Source organism: Azospirillum sp. B4, assembly GCF_000333275.1.
Lineage (GTDB): Bacteria > Pseudomonadota > Alphaproteobacteria > Azospirillales > Azospirillaceae > Nitrospirillum.
Genome location: NZ_BACU01000091.1, coordinates 1 through 20,872 on the forward strand (window position 1 = coordinate 1; position 20,872 = coordinate 20,872).

At 68.3% G+C, this 20,872-nt stretch carries 18 protein-coding genes; 10 read left to right on the forward strand and 8 right to left on the reverse strand.

What is annotated here, in order from left to right:
• The 4 genes from I55_RS04510 to I55_RS04525 all read left to right on the forward strand — a co-directional run.
• On the forward strand, positions 1 to 884 hold an 884-nt coding region (locus tag I55_RS04510; RefSeq protein WP_044559313.1), incomplete at its 5' end, for an HlyD family secretion protein.
• A complete protein-coding gene (locus I55_RS04515) occupies positions 881 to 2,404 on the forward strand; it encodes a DHA2 family efflux MFS transporter permease subunit (RefSeq protein ID WP_044559314.1) in 1,524 nt (507 codons plus the stop codon). The genes I55_RS04510 and I55_RS04515, both read left to right, overlap by 4 nt.
• 29 nt (positions 2,405 to 2,433) lie before the next feature.
• Complete coding sequence (locus tag I55_RS04520; RefSeq protein WP_199902461.1) at positions 2,434 to 3,894, forward strand: efflux transporter outer membrane subunit; 1,461 nt, start codon at positions 2,434 to 2,436, stop codon at positions 3,892 to 3,894.
• Positions 3,895 to 3,896: 2 nt separating this feature from the next.
• The gene (locus I55_RS04525) at positions 3,897 to 4,847 is read left to right on the forward strand and encodes an aldo/keto reductase (RefSeq protein ID WP_044559316.1); all 951 of its coding nucleotides are present in this window, start codon (positions 3,897 to 3,899) and stop codon (positions 4,845 to 4,847) included.
• A 15-nt stretch (positions 4,848 to 4,862) separates the two neighbouring features.
• Here the strand turns inward: I55_RS04525 and I55_RS04530 are convergent, their stop codons facing one another.
• Complete coding sequence (locus I55_RS04530) at positions 4,863 to 5,336, reverse strand: Lrp/AsnC family transcriptional regulator (protein ID WP_044559317.1); 474 nt, start codon at positions 5,334 to 5,336, stop codon at positions 4,863 to 4,865.
• A 129-nt stretch (positions 5,337 to 5,465) separates the two neighbouring features.
• Here I55_RS04530 and I55_RS04535 point away from each other — a divergent pair, with 129 nt between their 5' ends.
• The 5 genes from I55_RS04535 to I55_RS04555 are packed head-to-tail and all read left to right on the forward strand — an operon-like array spanning position 5,466 to position 11,566.
• On the forward strand, positions 5,466 to 6,722 hold the full coding sequence (locus tag I55_RS04535; RefSeq protein WP_044559318.1) for a thiamine pyrophosphate-dependent enzyme: 1,257 nt from the start codon (positions 5,466 to 5,468) through the stop codon (positions 6,720 to 6,722).
• A gap of 4 nt (positions 6,723 to 6,726) precedes the next feature.
• The gene (locus I55_RS04540) at positions 6,727 to 7,740 is read left to right on the forward strand and encodes an alpha-ketoacid dehydrogenase subunit beta (RefSeq protein ID WP_044559319.1); all 1,014 of its coding nucleotides are present in this window, start codon (positions 6,727 to 6,729) and stop codon (positions 7,738 to 7,740) included.
• A 4-nt stretch (positions 7,741 to 7,744) separates the two neighbouring features.
• Complete coding sequence (locus tag I55_RS04545; protein ID WP_044559320.1) at positions 7,745 to 9,043, forward strand: dihydrolipoamide acetyltransferase family protein; 1,299 nt, start codon at positions 7,745 to 7,747, stop codon at positions 9,041 to 9,043.
• Between the two features lie 4 nt (positions 9,044 to 9,047).
• The gene (gene lpdA, locus I55_RS04550) at positions 9,048 to 10,457 is read left to right on the forward strand and encodes a dihydrolipoyl dehydrogenase (protein ID WP_044559321.1); all 1,410 of its coding nucleotides are present in this window, start codon (positions 9,048 to 9,050) and stop codon (positions 10,455 to 10,457) included.
• Positions 10,458 to 10,486: 29 nt separating this feature from the next.
• On the forward strand, positions 10,487 to 11,566 hold the full coding sequence (locus I55_RS04555) for a branched-chain amino acid aminotransferase (RefSeq protein ID WP_044559331.1): 1,080 nt from the start codon (positions 10,487 to 10,489) through the stop codon (positions 11,564 to 11,566).
• A 111-nt stretch (positions 11,567 to 11,677) separates the two neighbouring features.
• Here the strand turns inward: I55_RS04555 and I55_RS04560 are convergent, their stop codons facing one another.
• On the reverse strand, positions 11,678 to 12,988 hold the full coding sequence (locus I55_RS04560) for an MFS transporter (RefSeq protein ID WP_049973822.1): 1,311 nt from the start codon (positions 12,986 to 12,988) through the stop codon (positions 11,678 to 11,680).
• Positions 12,989 to 13,178: 190 nt separating this feature from the next.
• Positions 13,179 to 13,664, reverse strand: a complete 486-nt coding sequence (locus I55_RS04565; protein ID WP_148293570.1) for a hypothetical protein — start codon at positions 13,662 to 13,664, stop codon at positions 13,179 to 13,181.
• 344 nt (positions 13,665 to 14,008) lie between these two features.
• Here I55_RS04565 and I55_RS04570 point away from each other — a divergent pair, with 344 nt between their 5' ends.
• Positions 14,009 to 14,977 carry a 2-hydroxyacid dehydrogenase gene (locus I55_RS04570; protein WP_044559323.1) on the forward strand — a complete coding sequence of 323 codons (969 nt, stop codon included), beginning with the start codon at positions 14,009 to 14,011 and terminating at the stop codon, positions 14,975 to 14,977.
• Positions 14,978 to 14,998: 21 nt separating this feature from the next.
• On the opposite strand, the gene I55_RS04575 is transcribed toward I55_RS04570, so the two are convergent.
• The 5 genes from I55_RS04575 to I55_RS04590 form a co-directional block, all read right to left on the reverse strand.
• Complete coding sequence (locus I55_RS04575) at positions 14,999 to 15,976, reverse strand: magnesium transporter CorA family protein (protein ID WP_044559324.1); 978 nt, start codon at positions 15,974 to 15,976, stop codon at positions 14,999 to 15,001.
• An 81-nt stretch (positions 15,977 to 16,057) separates the two neighbouring features.
• The gene (locus I55_RS32740) at positions 16,058 to 16,651 is read right to left on the reverse strand and encodes a response regulator (protein ID WP_159107107.1); all 594 of its coding nucleotides are present in this window, start codon (positions 16,649 to 16,651) and stop codon (positions 16,058 to 16,060) included.
• A complete protein-coding gene (locus tag I55_RS04580) occupies positions 16,576 to 18,054 on the reverse strand; it encodes a PAS domain S-box protein (RefSeq protein ID WP_049973824.1) in 1,479 nt (492 codons plus the stop codon). Before I55_RS04580 ends, I55_RS32740 begins: the two co-directional genes overlap by 76 nt.
• Positions 18,054 to 18,497 (reverse strand): response regulator, encoded by a 444-nt coding sequence (locus I55_RS04585; protein ID WP_044559325.1) that lies wholly within the window; start codon positions 18,495 to 18,497, stop codon positions 18,054 to 18,056. The genes I55_RS04580 and I55_RS04585 overlap by 1 nt, the downstream gene beginning before the upstream one ends.
• A complete protein-coding gene (locus tag I55_RS04590; protein ID WP_252181009.1) occupies positions 18,484 to 20,838 on the reverse strand; it encodes an ATP-binding protein in 2,355 nt (784 codons plus the stop codon). The genes I55_RS04585 and I55_RS04590 overlap by 14 nt, the downstream gene beginning before the upstream one ends.
• Positions 20,839 to 20,872: the final 34 nt, after the last annotated feature.

Sequence of the window (20,872 nt, forward strand, 5' to 3'; positions counted from 1 at the left end):
TGGCGGACAACCAGCGCGTCACGAAGGGACAAATGCTGTTCCGCATTGATCCCGAGCCCTACCGGATCGCGATCGACCAGCCCGAGGCGCGGCTGGATGGCGCGCGCCTTCAGATCGTCGCGTTGAAGGCCACATATCGCCAGCAGCAGGCGGAGCTGCAATCCGCCAGGGATTCGGCGGATTTCAACGAGCGGGACTATGCCCGTAAGAAGGCCTTGGCGGCGTCCGACTTCACGTCGCGGGCGGTTTATGAACGGGCGGAGACGGATTTGAAGGTCGCGCGCCGGCGCATCGCGTCGGTTGAACAGCAGATCGCCAACACCGTGGCCGCCTTGAATGGGAATCCGGACATCGAGGTGGACCGTCATCCCTCGGTCCGGGCCGCGAAGGCGGACCTGGACCGGGCTCGGCTGGATCTTTCCTATGCCACCGTGACGGCGCCCGACGATGGGGTCGTGACGCGGGTCGACGAACTTCAGGTCGGCGACTTCGTCAATCCCGGTGCCGCCGTCTTCACCCTGCTGTCCAGCCGGCAGGTCTGGGTCGAGGCCAATTTCCGCGAAACCGACCTGACCCACATGAGGCCCGGCCAGGCGGCGGCCATCCGTATCGATGCCTTTCCCGATAGTCGCCTCCAGGCGCATGTCGTCAGCATGAGCCCGGGCACCGGATCGGATTTCGCGATCCTGCCGCCCGAGAACGCCACGGGCAACTGGGTCAAGGTCGTCCAGCGATTGCCGGTGCGTATTGAGTTCGACGACGGCGCGGCGCCCAACTGGCCGCCCTTTTCGGGCATCAGCGTCACCGCGCGGGTTGAGACCGGACACCGCAGCGCCTGGCTTTCCGCCATCTGGCCCGCGCTGAAGGCGGGGGCGGTCAAATGATGGCGACCCTTTTCCAAAGCCCTGCGCCCTGTGGACGGCGCGCGCTGGCGCTTGCCGCTTTCGCGGCGACCTTTATGCAGGGCGTCAACATCTCGCTTCCCAACGCCGCGCTGCCGCACATGCAGGGCACGCTGTCGATGGCGGACGACGAGATCGGCTGGATATTCACCTCCTACGTGACGGCCGGCATCGTCGTCATGCCGATGACCCGCTGGCTGGCGGGCCGCTGCGGCCGCAGGGCCGTGTTCCAGGCTGCCATGATCCTTTTCATCCTGGGCCTGGTGTCCGCCACCTGGGCGACCACATGCGCCCAGCTCATCCTGGCCCGGATCCTCCAGGGTGCTGCAAGCGGTCCGCTGGGGCCCTTGTCCCTGGCGATCCTGCAGGACCAGGCGCCGCCGGCGCACCAGGCCAAGGTCGGGGCGGCCGCCACGGCGTGCATGCTGGCCGGTATCAGCAGCGGTCCGCCGCTGGGGGGCTGGCTCAGCGACCATCACGGCTGGCCCTCCATCTTTTACGTCAGCCTGCCGCTGGCCGGATTTGTGCTGCTGGTGGTGACGCTGTGGCTGTCCGAAAAGAGGGCGGAGCGAAACCCGCGCTTTGATTTCCTGGGGCTGGCGACCTTTTCCCTGGGCATCGTGGGCTTGCAGATGCTGTTGGACCGGGGGGAGCGCCTGGAGTGGTTCGCCGCGCCCGAAATCTGGGCGGAGGCCGTGGCGTCGGCCCTGGGCTTCCACCTCTTTATCATCCACGTCCTGACCGCCAGGACGCATTTCCTCGACAAGGCGCTGTTCCGGGACCGCAACTTCGTCCTGTCGGTGGTCATGGCCTTCGCCGCCGGCTTTGTCCTGCTGCCGACATTGGCGCTGACCTCACCGATGCTGGAGGAACTGTTCGGCTATCCGGTCGACACCACCGGCTACATGGCCATCCCGCGCGGCGTGGCACTGGTGGGAACGTTGCTGATCGCAAGCCGGCCGGCGGCGCGGATTGATGTGCGCGTCCTGGCCTTCGCCGGCGTCGCCCTTGTCGTCTACGCCAACTGGCGCATGCTGGGATATTCGCCGGCGATGGATTGGCGACCTGTGGCGATGGCGGGCGTGCTGCAGGGGGCCGGCCTGGGCATCCTGTTGCCGGCCTTGGCCAAGGCGGCGTTCAGCACGCTTGACCGCCGCTTCCATGCCGAGGGGGCGGCGCTCTTCAACCTGTCGCGCCTGTACGGCAGCACCATCGGTATCGCCGTCGTCCAGATCTTCTTCTACGGCAATACCCAGGCGGTGCACTTGGCGCTGGCCAGGAATTTCACCCCCTATCGCGCCGCGGTCCATGGCCTGTCGTCGGGGGTCGGGCCGGCGTTGGTCCAGGTCAATGAGATGGTGACCGGCCAAGCGGCGACCGTCGCCATCATCGGCCAGTTCAAGATCCTGATGATCGCCATGCTGGCGGCCGGCCCGCTCGTGCCCTTTCTCCGCACCCCGCGCCCGGTCAAGCAACCGATAGCCGATGAGATCGCGAAATGATGTCCGCGCCTTCCGTCCCGATGGGACGATTGCTCCCGACACTGGCCCCGGCGGCCCTGTTGCTGGTGGTCCTGTCAGCCTGCACCCTTGGCCCCGACTTCACGCCGCCGGCGGATCCGCCTTCCACCCATTACGATCATGAGGCGGAGCGGCGCCTCGCCCTGGAAGGCAGTGGCACCCAGCGCGTCACGCTCGGTACCCGGATGGAGGGTGACTGGTGGTCGGTGTTCCGGTCACCGGCGCTGAATCGCGTGATGCGGCACACCATCGACGGCAATTTCGATCTCAGGATCGCCGAGGCCCGGATCGAACAGGCGTCGGAAGCTGTCAGGGCTGCCGGGGGCGTCCTCTATCCCCAGGTGGATTGGGGTGCCGATATCGGCCGGGGCCGGTCAGGGGCGCCGCCCGCGACCTCCAGCTTCTATGCGGTCGGCCCCCGGGTGAGTTTCGACCTCGACCTTTTCGGCGGCACCAGGCGGCTCATCGAGCGGCAGGGGGCGCTTGCCGATGCCGAGAGACATCGCTTCGACGCGGCCTACCTGATCTTGACGGGCGACGTCGCGGTCCAGGCCTTGTCCCTGGCGTCCGCACGGGCCCAGATCGCGGCGGTGCGGGCCCTGCTGGCGGATGACGAACGCAACTTGACGCTTCTGCGCGCGGCCCATGGTCAGGGCGGTGTCGGCCAGCCCGATATCGCGTTGGCGGAAACGCAGCTGGCGCAGGACCAGACCTTGCTGCCTCCGCTGGCCCAGCAACACGACGCGGCGCGGCATGCGCTGTCCGTCCTGGCGGGGCTGGGGCCGGCCGGTGGGCTGACGACAGATTTCGACCCACCCGATTTCGATTTGGACGACTTCACGCGGCCGCCCGATCTGCCCCTCAGCCTGCCGTCCGAGATGGCGCATGAGCGGCCTGACATCCTGGTGGCGGAGGCTGAGTTGCGCGCCGCCAGCGCGGCCGTGGGCGTGGCCACCGCCGATCTCTACCCCCACCTGACGCTGTCGGGCTCGCTGACCCAGGCGGGCGCGGATCCCACGTCCCTGTTCCAGGCCGGCAGCTCACTCTGGAGCGTCGCCGCCAGCTTGGCCGGTCCCGTCTTCCATGGCGGGATGCTGGAGGCGAACCGGCGGGCAGCCATCGATGGCTACAGGGCCTCGCTGGCCACCTATCAGCGCACGGTGGTCAGGTCACTGGGGCAGGTGGCCGACGTGCTCCAGGCCATCAGCCATGATGCGGAGGCCTATTCGGCGCAGGAGCGCGCGCTGACCGCCGCCGCGACCAGCCTGCGCCTGAACCGAGCCGCCTATGGGGTGGGCGAGACGGGCGTCCTGCAGGTGCTGGATGCCGAGCGGGCCTACCAGCGGGCGCTGCTGGGCCACATCCGCGCCAGGACGGCCCGCCACCTGGACACGGTGCAGTTTTTCATCGCGCTCGGCGGCAACGCGTCGGGTTCGTTCACGCGCCACACCACTTCCGGCAAGGGACTATGACCATGACGACCATCCATTCTCTTTCCCACGTGATGCTTCCTTCCGCCCATGGGCCGGGCGCGATTCCCGCTGTGGGCTTCGGCACCTTGATCCCCGATGCGACTGTCACCCGGCGGGCGACCAGGGCCGCCTTGGACGCGGGCTTTCGCCATTTCGATTGCGCGGAACGTTACGGCAACGAGGCCGCCGTTGGCGACGCCATACGGGAAGGGATCGAGGCGGGCACGGTGCGCCGCGAGGACATCTTCCTGACCACCAAACTATGGAACACCAACCACCGCCCCGAACGCGTTCGCCCAGCCCTGGAGGCGAGCTGCCGGCGGCTGGCGGTCGAGACCGTCGATTGCTACATCATCCACACACCTTTCGCCTTCCAGCCCGGCGAGGATCCCGATCCGCGCGATGGGGAGGGCCGTGTGCTCTACGACCCGGGGATCACGCTGGCGGACACATGGCGGGCGATGGAAAGCCTGGTGGATGAGGGACGATGCCGCTCCATCGGCCTGTCGGATATCACGCTGGCGAAGCTGCGGGAGATTGTCGCCATCGCGCGCATCAAGCCCGCCATGGTGCAGGTGGAATCGCACCCCTACTTGCAGGAGTGGGAGTTGCTCGACTTCTGCCGGGCGCATGGCATCGTCCTGCAGGCGTTCGCGCCCCTGGGGCATGCCATGGAACCCAGGGTGCTTGAGGACACGGTGTTGAAGGACATTGCGGCGGGCCTGGGGCGAACGCCGGCGCAGGTGGCCCTCGCCTGGGCCGTCCAGCGGGGCACGGCGTTCCTGACCACCTCGACCAACCCCGACCATATCCGGGAGAACTTTGAGATCTCGGCCTTGCCGGACGACGCCATGGAGGAGATCCGGCACGGGATTGGGAAGGACATCCGGTTCAACAGCGTGGTGGAAACCGGCGTGCCCGGGTTCATTCCCCGGACGGAGGGGCGGGGATGAGCGGGCCGGGGACCGTCAAACCACGATCGGCAGGCTGGTGGTGAACTTGACGCAGCTGAGCGCGAAGCGGGAATTGACGGCGGCGACGCCCGGCAGATGCAGCAGCACCTTCTTCAGGAAATGCTCATAGCTTTCCACGCTGCTGACGATGACGCGCATGAGATAGTCGCCGTCGCCTCCGCTCATGGAGAAGCACTCCACGATCTCCGTCCGGCTGCGGACGATCTGCTCCAGGGCGTCCAGCGTGTCCTCGTCATGCTGCTTCAGCCGCACTTCGGCGAAGACGGTGATGGGCAGGTCCAGGGCCTTGGCGTCCAGCAGCAGCGCCCGGCCACGGATGATGCCCTCCTCCTCCAGCCGCTTCAGACGGCGCCAGCAGGGGGTGTGCGACAGGCCGACCCGGGCCGCCAGGTCGGCGGTGGAGAGGTCCGGGTTTTCCTGCAGGGCCAGCAGGATGCGGCGGTCTATCCGGTCCAACGCAATCGCCATCCTAAAATCCCCCCGTTTCGCGCGTTGTCCATTTCTATTACGGCCGGACTTACGGCGTATCAGATATTTTTTTCCCGGTCCCACCCCACATCCTTATGGCCACAGGAAGGCACGGGAGGGACCCAGAAAATGTCGCCCCACAACCAATCCGGCGGCGCCGCCGACAGGCCGCCGCTGACCTTGCACATTCCCGAGCCGGCCGCCCGGCCGGGGGAGACGCCGCGTTTCGACCACCTGACCTTCTCGCCCGCTGGCAGCATCCGCCGGCCGGACCCCGGTGTGGCGGAGCCCGAGATCCGCGACCTGCCCTACGGCCTGATCCGCGTGCTGGACGATCAGGGCCAGGCCGTTGGCCCCTGGGACCCCGGCCTGGATGCGGAGACGCTGCGTCGGGGCCTCAAGGTCATGGCCCAGGCCCGCGTGTTCGAGGATCGCATGTTCCGCGCCCAGCGCCAGGGCAAGACCAGCTTCTTCATGAAGTCGACGGGGGAGGAGGCCATTGGCGCCGCCCAGTCCATGATGCTGGACCGCGACGACATGTGCTTTCCGACATATCGGGTGCTCAGCTGGCTGCTGGCGCGGGACTATCCCGTCATTGACCTGGTCAACCAGATCTTCTCCAACGCCCGCGATCCCTTGAAGGGCCGGCAGCTGCCCATCCTCTACTCGGCGCGTAAGTACGGCTTCTATTCCCTGTCGGGCAATTTGGGCACGCGCTTCAGCCAGGCGGTGGGCTGGGCCATGGCGTCGGCCTATCGCGGCGACACCAGGATCGCGCTGGCCTATGTCGGCGACGGCACCACGGCGGAGGGCGACTTCCACGAGGCGCTGACCTTCGCCGCCGTCTACCGCGCCCCGGTCATCCTGTGCGTCACCAACAACCAGTGGGCCATCTCCAGCTTCTCCGGCATCGCGGGGGCGGAGACCACCACCTTCGCCGCCAAGGCCATCGCCTATGGCATCCCCGGCCTGCGGGTGGACGGCAACGACTTCCTGGCGGTATGGGCGGCCACGGCCTGGGCGGCGGAACGGGCGCGCACCAACAAGGGCGCCACGCTGATCGAGTTCGTGACCTACCGCGCCGCCGGCCATTCCACCAGCGACGACCCCACCAAGTACCGCCCCATGGACGAGGCGGCGGCCTGGCCCCTGGGCGACCCCATCGAACGGCTGAAGACCCACCTGATCGCCCGTGGCGAGTGGTCGGCCGAGCGCCATACCCAGATGGAGGCGGAGCTGGCGGAGGGCGTGCGCGCCGCCGTGAAGGAGGGGGAGGGCATCGGCACCCTGGGCCAGTCCAAGCCGCCGGTCAGCCAGATGTTCGAAGACGTGTTCAAGGAACCCGACTGGCGGGTCCTGGAACAGCGCCGTGAGCTGGGGGTCTGACACCATGCCCAAGATGGATATGATCCAGGCCCTGAACTCCGCCCTGGACGTCAAGATGAGCCAGGACCCCGACGTCGTGGTGTTCGGTGAGGACGTGGGCTATTTCGGTGGCGTCTTCCGCGTCACCGACGGCCTGCAGAGGAAACACGGGCTGAAGCGTTGCTTCGACACGCCCATCTCCGAGGGCGGCATCATTGCCACCGCCATCGGCATGGGGGCCTACGGTCTGCGGCCGGTGCCGGAGATCCAGTTCGCTGACTACATCCTGCCGGCTTTCGACCAGCTGGTGTCGGAGGCGGCGCGCCTGCGCTATCGCTCGGGCGGGGAATTCTGGGCGCCCATCACCGTGCGCTCCCCCTACGGCGGTGGCATCTTCGGCGGCCAGACCCACAGCCAGAGCCCGGAGGCCATCTTCGCCCATGTCACGGGCCTGAAGACGGTCATCCCCTCCAACCCCTATGACGCCAAGGGCCTGCTGATTGCCGCCATCGAGGATGACGACCCCGTCATCTTCCTGGAGCCCAAGCGCATCTACAACGGCCCCTTCGACGGCCATCACGACCGCGCGCTGAAGACCTGGGCCGAGGCCCCCGGATCGGACGTGCCGGAGGGCCATTACACCGTGCCGCTGGGCAAGGCCGCCGTCGTGCGCGAGGGGCGGGAGGCCACGGTGCTGGCCTACGGCACCATGGTGCACGTGGCCAAGTCCGGCATCGAGGAGTCCGGCGTGGATGCGGAACTGATCGACCTGCGCAGCATCGTGCCGCTGGACATCGACACCATCGTGGCGTCGGTCAAGAAGACCGGCCGCTGCGTCATCCTGCATGAGGCGTCGCGCTTCGGCGGCTTCGGCGGGGAACTGTCGGCCCTGGTGCAGGAACGCTGCTTCTATCACCTGAAAAGCCCCATCGGCCGTGTGGCGGGCTGGGACACCCCCTACCCGCACGCCTTCGAGTGGGACTACTTCCCCGGCCCGTCGCGCCTGGCCGCGGCCCTGAAGCGCGTCATGGAGGACTGAACCCATGGGCACCTATCTGTTCCGCCTGCCCGACGTGGGCGAGGGCGTGGTCGAGGCCGAAGTGGTCAAATGGCGGGTGCAGCCGGGCGACCGGGTGCGCGAGGACCAGGACCTGGTCGACGTCATGACCGACAAGGCGACGGTGGAGATGAGCAGCCCGGTGGACGGCGTCGTCACCGCCATCCATGGCGAGGTCGGCCAGATGATGGCCGTCGGCGCCGTCCTGGTGGAACTGGAGGTGGAGGGTGCCGGCAACGCCGACGCCGCCCGCCCCGCGCCCAAGGCGGAAGCCCAGCCGGAACCGAAGCCGGAACCGAAGCCGGAGCCCAAGCCGGAACCGGTGAAGATTGAAGCGAAGCCGGCACGCCAGCCGGTGGCGCAGCCCAAGCCCCGGCCGGTGAAGGCGGCGGCCTTCGCCACGCGCTTGGCCGAGGACGCCCCCCTGGCCGCCCCGGCCACCCGGCGGCGGGCGCATGAGCTGGGCATCCCCCTGCAGTACGTGCCCGGCACCGGACCCGGCGGCCGCATCACCCCGGAGGACCTGGACGCCTACATCACCGGCGGCGGGGCCCTCCCCACCGGCGACGCGCGCTACGCGGCGCGCGACGGCGTGGAGGAGACCCGGGTGATCGGCCTGCGCCGCAAAATCGCGGAGAAGATGCAGGAGTCCAAGCGCCGCATCCCCCACTTCACCTATGTGGAGGAATGCGACCTGACGGAGCTGGAGGCCCTGCGCCAGGACCTGAACGAGAACAAGCGGGATGATCAGCCCAAGCTGACCCTGCTGCCCTTCTTCATGCGGGCGGTGGTCCGCATGCTTCCTGAATTCCCGCACATCAACAGCCGCTACGACGACGATGCCGGGGTGCTGCACACCTATGAGGGCGTGCACATCGGCATCGCCACCCAGACGCCCAATGGCCTGATCGTGCCGGTGGTGCGTCATGCCGAGACGCGCGACCTGTGGGACTGCGCCGCCGAACTGGCGCGCGTGTCCAAGGCCGCCCGCGACGGTAGCGCCGCACGGGACGAGCTGAGCGGGTCCACCCTCACGCTGACCAGCCTGGGTCCCCTGGGTGGCATCGCCGCCACGCCGGTGATCAACCATCCGGAGGTCGCCATCATCGGCCCCAACAAGCTGGTGGAGCGGCCGGTGGTCAACGGGTCCTTCGTCACCGTGCGCAAGATGATGAACCTGTCGTCCTCCTTCGACCATCGCATCGTCGACGGCTATGACGCCGCCCGCTTCATCCAGCGGCTGAAGCGCCTGCTGGAACATCCCGCCCTCATCTTCATGGACTGACGTCATGGCCGAGACCATCAAGACATCCCTTCTGGTGGTGGGTGGCGGGCCGGGCGGCTACGTCGCCGCCATCCGCGCCGGCCAGCTGGGGCTGGACACCGTGCTGGTGGATGCCGAACGCCTGGGCGGCACCTGCCTGATCCGTGGCTGCATCCCGTCCAAGGCGCTGATCCACGCCGCCGGCCTCTATGAGGAGATGACCCTGGCGGCGGCCGGTCCCGGCCGCTTCGGCATCCACCTGGGCGCCAAGCCGGAACTCGACTTCGCGGAAACCATGGCCTGGAAGGACGGCGTGGTCGACCGCCTGAACGGCGGCGTCACCGCCCTGCTGAAGCGGGCCAAGGTGCGCACGCTGGCCGGCAAGGCCGTGTTCAGCGAGGCCAAGCGCTGCACGGTGGAAACGGCCGACGGCCCCGTCACCGTGCTGGCGGAGAACGTCATCCTGGCCACAGGATCGCTGCCGGTGGAGCTGCCCAACCTGCCGTTTGGGAGACCAGGCGGTAAGGTCATCTCGTCCACCGGCGCCCTGTCGCTGGCCAAGGTGCCGGAGCGGCTGGTGGTGGTGGGTGCGGGCTACATCGGGCTGGAGCTGGGCATCGCCTATGCCAAACTGGGCGCCCAGGTCACGGTGGTGGAGGCGCAGGACCGCATCCTGCCGCTGTACGACACCCAGCTGACCCAGCCGGTGCGCCGCTGGCTGGAAAAGCACGGCGTCGCCCTGCACCTGGGCGCCAAGGCCTTGGGCGAAGAAAGCGCCGGCCTGGCCATCGAGACCAGGGACGGCCACCGCCAGGTGCTGCCGGCCGACCACATCCTGGTCACGGTGGGACGGCGGCCCCATGCCGAGGGCTGGGGGCGGGAGGCCATGGGCCTGGCCATGAACGGCCGCTTCATCGCGGTGGATGACCGCTGCGCCACGCCCACCACCGGCGTCTATGCCATCGGTGACGTGGTGGGGGAGCCCATGCTGGCGCACAAGGCGTCGGCGCAGGGGGAGATGGTGGCGGAGATCATCGCCGGCCATCGCCGCCGCTTCGACCCCGTCGCTATCGTCGCCGTGTGCTTCACGGAGCCGGAGATCGTTACCGTGGGCCTGGGCCCCGATGAGGTGCCGGCGGGGGTGGAGACGGTCGTGGGCCAGTTCCCCTTCGCCGCCAACGGCCGGGCCCTGTCCATGGATGCGGGCGACGACGGCGGCTTCGTTCGCGTGGTGGCGCGCAAGGCCGATCACCGCATCCTGGGGCTGCAGGCCGTGGGCCGCCACATCTCCGAGCTCGCGGGGCAGTTCGCCACGCTGCTGGAGATGGGGGCAGTGCTGGAGGATGTCGCCGGCATCATCCATGCCCACCCCACGTTGAGCGAAGGCGTGAACGAAAGCGCGCTGAAGGCCCTGGGCCACGCCATCCACATTTGATCCTGGCATATCTGACCTTGGAACACCCCATGACCTTCACCATCGCGCGCACCGCCACCCCCACCGACGCCGCCACGCTGGCGCGCATCCTGGAAAACCCCGGCTTCGGCAAGGTCTTCACCGACCACATGGTGACCATCCGCTGGACCGAGGGCCAGGGCTGGCATGATGCCAAGGTGACGGCGCGGGTACCGTTCACCCTCGATCCGGCCTCCGCCGTCCTGCACTACGCCCAGGAAATCTTCGAAGGCATGAAGGCCTACCGCGCGGCCGACGGTGGCGTGACGCTGTTCCGGCCGGAGGCGAACGCCAGGCGCTTCCGGGAATCGGCGGAACGCATGGCGATGCCCCTGATCCCCGAGGAGCTGTTCCTGGAGGCCGTGGAACAGCTGGTGCGCATCGATGAGGCGTGGGTCCCGGGCGGGGAAGGCAGCCTGTACCTGCGCCCCTTCATGTTCGCCAATGAGGCCTTCCTGGGCGTCCGCCCGGCGTCGGACTACATCTTCTGCGTCATCGCCTGCCCGGTGGGTGCCTACTTCAAGGGCGGCGCCAAGGCCATCACCATCTGGGCGCCGGATAACTACACCCGGGCGGCGCCCGGCGGCACCGGTGCGGCCAAGTGCGGCGGTAACTACGCCGCCAGCCTGATCGCCCAGCTGGAGGCCAGCAAGCACGGCTGCGACCAGGTGGTGTTCCTGGATGCCGCCGAGCATCGCTGGATCGAGGAACTGGGCGGCATGAACGTCTTCTTCGTCATGGACGACGGCAGCCTGCTGACGCCGCCCTTGAGCGGCACCATCCTGCCGGGCATCACCCGCGACAGCATCATCCAGCTGGCGCGGTCCTTGGGCCGCACGGTGGTGGAGCAGCCGTACTCCCTGGCGCAGTGGAAGGAGGATTCCGCGACGGGCCGGGTGCGTGAGGCCTTCGCCTGCGGCACCGCCGCCGTGGTGTCGGCCATCGGCACGGTGCGGACGGCGGAGGGCGACTTCGTCATCGGCAACGGCGAGGGCGGGGCCACCACCGCCGACTTGCGCGAACGCCTGGTCGGCATGCAGCGCGGCGGTGTGCCGCCGTTGGTCGAAAGCTGGGTGCGCCGGGTGCTGTGATGGTGCCGCTGCATGGTACCGCAGCGCCATCGACGCGGGCGATGGGCTGGCTGGCCAACATCCGGGGCGGTCAATTCATATAATTGAGTGATTTGAGGACGATCGGTCTGCTCAGCCGCCTTCCAGCACCGCCAGTTCGGTCCGGATGGCTTGGTGACGGCTGGCGGTCAGGGGATGCAGCCGGACCAGAAGGGCGGCCCCGGCCTGCAGAACCAGGGGTGCCCAGATGGCGACCGTGGCCAGCATGGTTAGCGCCAGGGGTGTTTGCCGGGGCGCGTGTGGATCGAATCCGGCCTTGTCCAGGGCGGCCAGGGCGAGGGCCGGGCCGATGGCCGCCGCCATCTTGTCGGAAACGGACAGCAGCGCGGCCAAGGCACCCATCTGGTCCGCGCCGGTGGTCAGCCGCCGTTCGTCGCCCAGGTCGGCCATCATGGAGCGCACCAGCACCGGGTCGGCGGACAGGAAGACGCCGAACACGCCCAGGATGGCCATGCCCACCGTCAGGCCGGACCAGGGCACCAGGTGCACCACCAGCGTCATGATCGCCAAGCCGGCGAAGCCCACGGCCATGGCGCGATGCTTTTCCAGCAGGCTGCCCAGGCGGCTCCATAGATAGGCGCCCGGCATGGCGCCCAGCTTCACCGCGAACAGCAGGGCCGCCGTTTGTGCCGGGGCCAGGCCGTGGAAGACGCCGTAGTAGAAGAAGAACACGCCACCGGCCGCATAGACGGCGATGCTGGACAGAAGGTCGGCCGCCAGCAGCCGGGCGATGCCGGCCTGTCCCAGCAGACGGGCATAGTCGCGCCAGCCAGGCACGCGCCGCCGCCCCGCCGGATGTTCCCGCACCAGCAGCAAGGCCAGCGCCACCCCCGCCGGCAGGCTCAGCAGGATGAACCAGCCCATGGCGGGCAGGGCATGCTCCGGCGCCGCGCGCAGGGCGGGCAGCAGGGGGATGGCGGTGATGGCCAGCCCACCCACCAGGAACAGGGCCTGGCACCAGGCGAAAATGGCGTTGCGCTCGTCATAGTCATCCGACAGCGTGCCACCCCAGCCAAGATGGGCGACGAAGCACAGCGACCATGCGGCATAGGTGCCGGCCAGGCACAGGACCAGGTGGCTGAATCCCGTCCCTTTGGACGGCATGAACAGGCCGTAGACCGACAGCATCAGCAGGGGCGTGCCCACCGCCAGCCAGAACCGGAAGCGGCCATGGCGCGTACGCACGCGGTCCATCAGCGCGCCCGCCAGCGGGTCGACAATGATATCGGCCAGGCGGGCCGCCAGGAAGGCCATGCCCACCAGGCCCAGGGGCAGGCCTATCACCGTCCCGTAGTATTCCGGCAGATAGATCAGCAGCGGCAGCCCCAGGCCCGCCAACCCCATGGCGGGGGCGGCGTAGGCCGCCTTGATCACAGTGCGCATCCCATGGTCCCCATTGCCCGGGCCGGCAAGGCAACATCACCGTCCACCCGGGGCCCGGTCCCGGCGTCGGCCGGCGACGATCCTGCCACCGGGGGCGGCGCTATACCATTGATCCTAGGGACATGTGGGAAAAATGCGGAGATGCGGCCTGATGGCCGGTATCACGTCCATTCCCCTGGGCTGGCCCGTTTTAGGCAGTCAGCGCTTCCCGTTCGCATGTGGTGGGCAGTTGCGAGGCCGGGGGCGTCAGGGTCAGGCGGTTGTAGACCAACGCGGTGGCCAGCGCCCGGGCGGTCATGGCCAGGGTGGGGCGGTCGTCGTCCGCCGCCAGCCAGCGCAGTTGGGCGTCGAACTGCGCCTCACGCCCGTTCTGGGCGGCGGCGACCAGCATCAGCACCTGGCGTTCGTCCGCCGTCAGGCTGGGGCAGCCGGGATGGCCGATGGACAGCTCCCGCCGGCAGGTATGGATCAGCGCCAGCAGGAAGGTGTGCAGGGTGGCCAGCACCTCCCGCCCGTCCTCGCCGCACGTGTCCGCGAACTCCCGCCCCACCAGGGGGCCGTAGTCCTTGCCCTTCACCATGCGGCGCAGGGCCCACACCAGCAAATGCTCCCCGGGGCCGAACTCCGGCGTGTGATCCGTCTTTCCGGCCACGGCATCCATCAACGACATCGTCATGTCCCCCGGTGGTTCCCGGCCCCGTCATGGCGGTTGGGGAAGGCACCGTAGATGCAAATCATTCTCAAATCATAGCCCATGTCACGGGCAATGGCAAAGACCGCCGTCACAGGTGACCATCATGGGTAGGAAAGGCCGTTTCCCCCCATCCGCCTGTAGCCATCCTATACCCATCCGTGCCCGTAGGCACCAGCGGGGTGCGGGATCGCGATCCGGTGTTGGGCAATCGGTCGCAAGGGCCGACGCCCGGGCAGACAGGAAGCCCTTTGGCATCCTATCCTGCCGCCAACCGGCCCCACACAATTGGGGACCCGCCCCAAGACCGGCAAGAGGACCTTGGCAGCATGGCGCCCCGTTTTGATATCGACCTGCTGATGCCCGTTCCCATGATGCCCTTCGTCATGGACCAGCTGGACCAGGCCTTCCGCGTGCACAAGCCATGGCTGGCCCCGGACCGGGATGCCCTGCTGCGCCAGGTGGCGCCGGACGTGCGGGCCATCGCCGCTGGGGGCGGGGCCGTCCTCACCGCCGACCTGATGGGCCGGCTGCCGCGCCTGGAATGCGTCTCCAGCTTCGGCGTGGGCTATGACAGCATCGATGCCACATGGGCGGGTGCCCACGGCATCGTCGTCACCAACACCCCCGACGTGCTGACGGAAGAGGTGGCGGACACGGCGCTCGCCCTGACGCTGATGACGGTGCGCCGCTTGCCGCAGGCGGAACGCTACCTGCGCGCCGGCAGCTGGCTGGACAAATCCTTTCCCCTGACGCCCACCCTGCGCGGTCGAACCGCCGGCATCCTGGGCCTGGGACGTATCGGCAAGGCCATCGCCCACCGCCTGGCCGCCTGCGGCCTGCCCGTCCACTATCACGGCCGCCACCGCCAGGATGACGTGGACCTGCCTTATCACGCGACGCCCGTCGATCTTGCCGCCGCCGTGGACGTGCTGGTGGTGGTGACGCCGGGCGGGGCCGGCACCAGGCACCTTGTGGACGCCGGGGTGCTGGCGGCCCTGGGGCCCGACGGCATCCTGATCAACATCGCCCGCGGATCGGTGGTGGATGAGACGGCGCTGGTCGCCGCCCTGCGGGACGGCACCATCCTGGGGGCCGGTCTCGATGTGTTCGCCGACGAACCGCGGGTCCCCCAGGCCCTGCTGGACCTGGACAACGCCGTGCTGCTGCCCCACGTCGGCTCCGCCACCACCCACACCCGCCGCGCCATGGGCCAGCTGGTGGTGGACAACCTGCTGGCCTGGGCGGAGGGGCGGCCGGTGCTGACGCCGGTGGCGGAGACGCCGGCCAAGGGATGACCGGCGCTGGGCCGGCGCCTCCTACAGCCAGCCCCGGCGGCGGAAGTACCAGTAGGGCAGAATGGCGGAGATGACCATCAGGCACAGGGCGCCGGGATAACCGAAGACCAGATCCAGTTCCGGCATGTGCTTGAAGTTCATGCCGTAGATGGAGGCGATCAGCGTCGGCGGCAGGAAGATCACGGCCGCCACGCTGAAGATCTTGATGATGGCGTTCTGCTGGATGTTGATCAGGCCCAGGGTCGAATCCAGCAGGAACTGCGTCGTCTGCGCCAGGTAGAGGTTGTAGTCCAGCAGCGATTGGATGTCGCCGTTCAGGGTATTCAGGGTCAGCTTGGTCTGCGGCGCTATGGGGGCCGCCTTCTCCGCCGCCTTCAGGAACGAGACGGTACGGGCCAGGCTGTGCAGGCTTTCCCGCACCCGGGACGCCAGGTCGCCGCTGCGGCCGATGCGCTTCAGGGCCGTCTGCAGGTCGGCGTCGATGATGCTGGGCCGCTGTCCGTCTTCTTGGGTGAAGACGGAGCGGGACAGGGTGTCCAACCCCTCCTTCACCTCTTCCAGCACGTCGGCCACCCGGGCGACGATGGCGGTCAGCACGCCCAGCATGATGGCCTCGGGCTCCGTGGGCAGGTCGCCACCCTGATCCACACGGGCGGTGAAGGTGCGAAAGGGGGTGGTATCCAGATAGCGCACCGTCACCAGGTGCTTCGGCGTCAGGATGAAGGTGGCGTCGGCCAGGGCCGGGCCCAGGGGCGTCTGGCGGGTCAGCACCCGCACCGTCATGACTAGGGCGTCGCCTTCCTTGTACAGCTGCGCGCTGCTCTCGATCTCCCGCATCTCTTCCCGCGTGGGGATGTCCACGCCCAACGCCGCCTCTACCGCCGCCTCCTCCTCCTTGGTGGGGGCGATCATGTCGATCCAGAGATCGTCGGCCAGGCAATCGGCGCCCGGCTCCCGCCGTTTCAGGGCGCCATTCTCCAGCCGGTACAGGGTCAGCATACGGGGCGTCTTTCCAGTCGTGGTCGCCCGCAAGAAGGAAGGACGTTCGTCTTGAAAGGCAAGCGCCTTTGAACGCCGAGCCTACGCCTCCGTCAGTGCCCGGACCTTTTGGCCCAGTTCGTCCAGATCGAAGGGTTTGGCGATATAGTCCATGCCCTCGCCCACGAAGGCGGAGCGCTGGCTGGCCCCTTCGGCATAGCCGGTGGCGAACAGAACCTTCAGCCCAGGGCGCAGGCGCCGCGCTTCCGCTGCCAGGTCGCGGCCGTTCATGCCTGGCAGGCCGACGTCGGTCAGCAGCAGGTCGATGCTGTCCTGGCCCGATAGGTGGGGCAGGGCTTGGGCCGCCGTCTCCGCTTCGATGACGGCGTAGCCGTGCTCCTCCAGGATGTCGATCACCACCATGCGGACCACGAGCTCATCCTCCACGACCAGGACGGTGCCGCGGCCCTTGGGCGGGGCACTCGCCGGGGAGACCTCGGTTTCCGCCACCATGGCCGGGGCTGCCTGGTCGCGGGGCATGTACAGGCAGATGGTGGTGCCCTCGCCCGGGGTGGAGGCCAGGGTGACGTGGCCGCCCACCTGATGGGCGAAGCCATAGATCATGGACAGGCCCAGGCCGGTGCCGTGGCCGATGGGCTTGGTGGTGAAAAAGGGGTCGAACGCTTTCTCCAGCACTTCCGGCGGCATGCGGTGCCGGTGTCGGTCACGCAGTCAGGGACATAGTCGCCCGGCAGCATGTCGGCCAGCGCCTCGCCATCGGCGGCGGTGATGGTGACGTGCTGGGTCTCGATGGTCAGGCGGCCGCCGTCGCCCATGGCGTCGCGGGCGTGATGGNCCAGGTTCAGGATGGCGCTCTCGAACTGGTTGGCGTCGGTGATGGCCGGCCACAGGCCGGGCGCCAGGGTGATCTTCAGCTCGATGGCCTGGCCCAGGGTGCGGCGCAGCAGGTCGTCCAACGAGCCCACCAACTGGTTGATGTCGGAGGACTTGAGGTCCAGTGTCTGGCGCCGGGCGAAGGCCAGCAGGCGATGGGTCAGGCCGGCGGCGCGGTGGGCGGACGACAGGATGCTGTCGACATAGCGTCCGATGCTGTCGAAGCGGGCGTCGCGCACCCGCTTCTGGATCAGGTCGGCGGCGCCGACGATGCCAGCCAGCATATTGTTGAAATCGTGGGCGATACCGCCGGTCAGCTGGCCGATGGCCTCCATCTTGTGCGACTGGCGCAGCGCCTCCTCCTTCACGCGCAGCTCTTCCGTGCGCGCCACCACCTCCGCCTCCAGCGCGTCCCGCGCCAGCTTGGTTTCCGTGATGTCGATGGCGCAGCCGGCATACCCCAGGAACGTGCCGCTGTCGTCGAAGCGCGGGCTGCTTTCACACCGCAGCCAGCGGACCTCCCCCGACGCCTTGCGCGCGCGGATGTCACCCAGGAAAGGCGCGCGTTGCTCGAACAGGGCGCTGCGCGTGGCGCTGAAGGCCGGCCAATCATCCTCATGGATCAAGGCCGCCCATCCCTCCGCTTCCATGCGGGACGGGGCCACGCCGAACTCCGTTTCGAAGCGCCGGTTGGCGAAGACCACCCGGGCGTCCGTGTCGACCGACCAGATCAGCGCCGGCGCGCTGTCGGCCATGATGCGGAACCGCTGCTCGCTTTCCCGCAGCGCCTGGGCCGACAGCCGGGCTTGCCGGCGGTCGTCCGCCTCCCGCAGCGCCCGCGTCACCACCATGGGGATGCGGGTCAGGTTGCGCTTGGTCACGTAATCCGTCGCCCCGGCGCGCAGCGCCTCGGTCGCGAACTCCTCGCCGATGACGCCGGAGATGAAGATGAAGGGCAGGGCCGGAACACAGGCGCGCGCCAACTCCAGCGCGGCCAAACCGTTGAAGCCCGGCAGTGAATAGTCGGAGAGGATGATGTCGAAGCCGCCGGCGGCCAAAGCCGCCTCATACTCGGCCCGCCCCGCGACGCGGGTCAGGGCCACGGGCTGGTCCATCTTGCGGACCTGATGGGCGATCAGTTCCGCATCGATGTCGCTGTCTTCGACCAACAGCAGGGTGACAGGCTTTTCCGCAGGCTGAGACACTAAAAATCTCCGGGCACGGGCTCGTTCAACACCGCCCAGAAGATACCTAGGTCACGGATGGCTTCGAAAAAGGCCTTGAAGTCGACAGGCTTCACCACGAAGGAATTCACGCCGTGTTGGTAACTGCGCACCACGTCGCTTTCCTCGCGGGAGGAGGTCAGCATGACGATGGGGGTGGCGCGGTGTCTGGGATGGCTTTTCACCTTTTCCAGCACTTCCAGGCCGTCCACCTTGGGCAGCTTCAGGTCCAGCAACACCACGGCGGGCGGGCCTGGGTCCCGGTTGGCGTACTGGCCCTCGCTGAAGATGTAGTCCAGCGCCTCCACCCCGTCGCGGGCGACAACGATCTCATTGGCCAGCTGGGTTTTCCTCAGGGCCGCCAGGGTCAGTTCCACGTCGGCCGGGTTGTCCTCGACCAGAAGAATGGGTCTAAGCGAGGCCACGGTTTCCTCCTGCCAATGGGGGGGCTGCCAATGGGGGGGCTGCCAATGGGGGGGCTGCCTGTGGGGTGGATTGCCGTTTGGGCAAGGTGAAGCTGAAGGTGGCGCCCTGGCCGACCGCGCCTTTGGCTTCCAGCGTGCCGCCATGCCGGTCGATGATGCGCTTGGTCAGCGCCAGGCCTATGCCCGTACCTTCGAAATCCTCCTGCCGGTGCAGGCGCTGGAACACCTGGAACAGCTTGCCGGCATAATTCATGTCGAAGCCGACGCCGTTATCCTCCACGGTGTAAAGGACGTCCGCGCCTCGGTCCTGCCCCCGGATCCGGATGCGCGGCGGCGTGGCCTCCCGGCTGTACTTCACGGCGTTTTCCACCAGGTTGAACAGGGCCTGGCGCACCAGGGTGGTATCGCCCCAGGCGGGGGGCAGGGGGCCGATGTCCCACGTGACCGCCCGCTGCCGCTCATCCAGGTCCAGGCTGCGCCGGATTTCGCTCATGACCTTGGCCATGTCGATGCGCGTCATCCTCAGGCTGGTGCGGCCCAACTGCGAGAAGTGCAGTAGGTCGTCCACCAGCTGGCCGGCCGACAAGGCGGCGGCGATGATGCCGTCCAGGTAATGGCGTGACAGGGTCTTCAGGTTCGGCTCCTCCTCACCCAGCAGCTCGGCATAGCCGGCGATATGGCGGAAGGGGGCCCGCAGGTCATGGGAGATGGAATAGGAGAAGGCCTCCAATTCCTTGTTCGACCGCTGCAACTCCTCCGTCAGCTGGGCGCGCTCCTCCGCCCGCTGCAGGACGAAGTTGACGATGGCGCCGCGGAAGTCGATGGCGCTCAGCAGCTCCGCCTGCCGCCAGGGCTGGGCCCGGTCGCGCACCTCCTGCTTCCAGGATTCGAAAGACAGGCGGGGATGCAGGCGACCGCTGGTGTCGGTCGCCTTGGCGGCCCGGGGATCACCGCCCCAGCGCACGGTCTCCACCACTTCCGGCCGGAACCAGAAGATGAAGCTGGCGTGGAGGCGTGAGATGGGGATGGCGATGACGCCGCTGGCGACCTGGGCGATGTCCTTGCCCGGCGGCCACTCCGCGCTCAGGCAGTTGGTGGAATAAATCTGCTCGATGTTCCGGGTCCGCACCCAGTCGGACAGGGCCAGGATGCTGTCGATGGGCGGTGCCTTGCCGGTGGACAGCACGATGCCGTCGGTGACCACCGCGGCGCCGGCGCTGTTGGTGAGGGCCAGCCATTGGCTGGCGCACTCCACCAGCCCCGCTTGGAAGCCCGGAGCGCGGGCCAGATGGGCCACCAGCTCCGTCTCTATGCTTTTCAGGCGCAGCCGCTCATCTATCTCCGCCGCCCGCTCCCGCGCGGCGATCTGCTGGGCGACGATGCGGCCCAGGAAATCGCAAGCCGCGCGGATCTGGGGGCCGACATAGCGCGTCTGGGCGTGGTGGCAGGAGATCAGGCCCCACAGCCGGTCATCGATGACGATGGAGATGGACAGGGAGGCCGCCGTGCCCATGTTGCGCATGTATTCCAGGTGCACCGGTGACACGCTGCGCAGCGCCGCGACGCCCAGGTCCAGCGGCGCGCCATCCGCCGGGCACAGGGGCGGCACCAGCGGGACGGGCGTGTATGAGGCGGTGGGAATCAGCCGCAGGCGGTTCAGGCGATAAAGCTCCCGCGCCTGCGCCGGAATGTCGGAGGCGGGGAAGCGCAGGTCCAGGTAGGAGGGCAGGGTGCCGTCGCCCGTTTCCGCGATGACGGTACCGTTCCAGTCCTCATCAAAGCGATAGATCAGGACCCGGTTGAAGCCGGTGAGCGTCCGCACCTCCGCCGCCACCCCGGCGCTGAGGTCCGCCACCGTCTTCAGACCGTCCGAGGTTTCCAGGAAATCGCGCAGCAACGGGTAGAAGCTGGCGCTGCGCGCCCGTTCGGACTCGTCAAGCTCCTCGAACTCCAGGATCAGGCCCTGGCGCGCGCGATGGCCGGTCACGTGGAAGGTGCGGCCGTCGATCTGGTACTGCTCCAGGAAGGTGGTCTCACGCCCGCCGGCCCAGCGCAGGACATCGCCCTCCAGGGCGGTGTGCGGGCCCACCACGTCGCCCAGGGTCTGCGTGCCGTCGAAGGAAATGGGCCGGTCCAGCACGGCGCCCAGGTTGGCGCTGGCCTGGATCAGGGTCATGTCCGGTCCGTGGAACACCGCCAGCGCGCCATGCGGCTGGATGCCGCCAGGGATGCGGATAGGTTCCCGCGCGCACTGGTCCAGCAGGTCCTGCGGCACCGGCTGCACGTCCGTCGCGGCGGTGTCCTTCGCAGGATGGTCGTCTGGATGCTGTGACGTGACCAAGGGCGGATCCCATCTGTCCGAGGACCGGTTCATC

Bases quoted from the DNA above. Each gene is read 5' to 3' on its own strand.
- I55_RS04525 (WP_044559316.1), top strand. From the start codon at position 3,897: ATGACGACCATCCATTCTCTTTCCCACGTGATGCTTCCTTCCGCCCAT.
- I55_RS04560 (WP_049973822.1), bottom strand. From the start codon at position 12,988: ATGCGCACTGTGATCAAGGCGGCCTACGCCGCCCCCGCCATGGGGTTG.
- I55_RS04570 (WP_044559323.1), top strand. From the start codon at position 14,009: ATGGCGCCCCGTTTTGATATCGACCTGCTGATGCCCGTTCCCATGATG.
- I55_RS04530 (WP_044559317.1), bottom strand. From the start codon at position 5,336: ATGGCGATTGCGTTGGACCGGATAGACCGCCGCATCCTGCTGGCCCTG.
- I55_RS04515 (WP_044559314.1), top strand. From the start codon at position 881: ATGATGGCGACCCTTTTCCAAAGCCCTGCGCCCTGTGGACGGCGCGCG.
- I55_RS04555 (WP_044559331.1), top strand. From the start codon at position 10,487: ATGACCTTCACCATCGCGCGCACCGCCACCCCCACCGACGCCGCCACG.
- I55_RS04565 (WP_148293570.1), bottom strand. From the start codon at position 13,664: ATGACGATGTCGTTGATGGATGCCGTGGCCGGAAAGACGGATCACACG.
- I55_RS04540 (WP_044559319.1), top strand. From the start codon at position 6,727: ATGCCCAAGATGGATATGATCCAGGCCCTGAACTCCGCCCTGGACGTC.
- I55_RS04575 (WP_044559324.1), bottom strand. From the start codon at position 15,976: ATGCTGACCCTGTACCGGCTGGAGAATGGCGCCCTGAAACGGCGGGAG.
- lpdA (WP_044559321.1), top strand. From the start codon at position 9,048: ATGGCCGAGACCATCAAGACATCCCTTCTGGTGGTGGGTGGCGGGCCG.
- I55_RS04545 (WP_044559320.1), top strand. From the start codon at position 7,745: ATGGGCACCTATCTGTTCCGCCTGCCCGACGTGGGCGAGGGCGTGGTC.
- I55_RS04535 (WP_044559318.1), top strand. From the start codon at position 5,466: ATGTCGCCCCACAACCAATCCGGCGGCGCCGCCGACAGGCCGCCGCTG.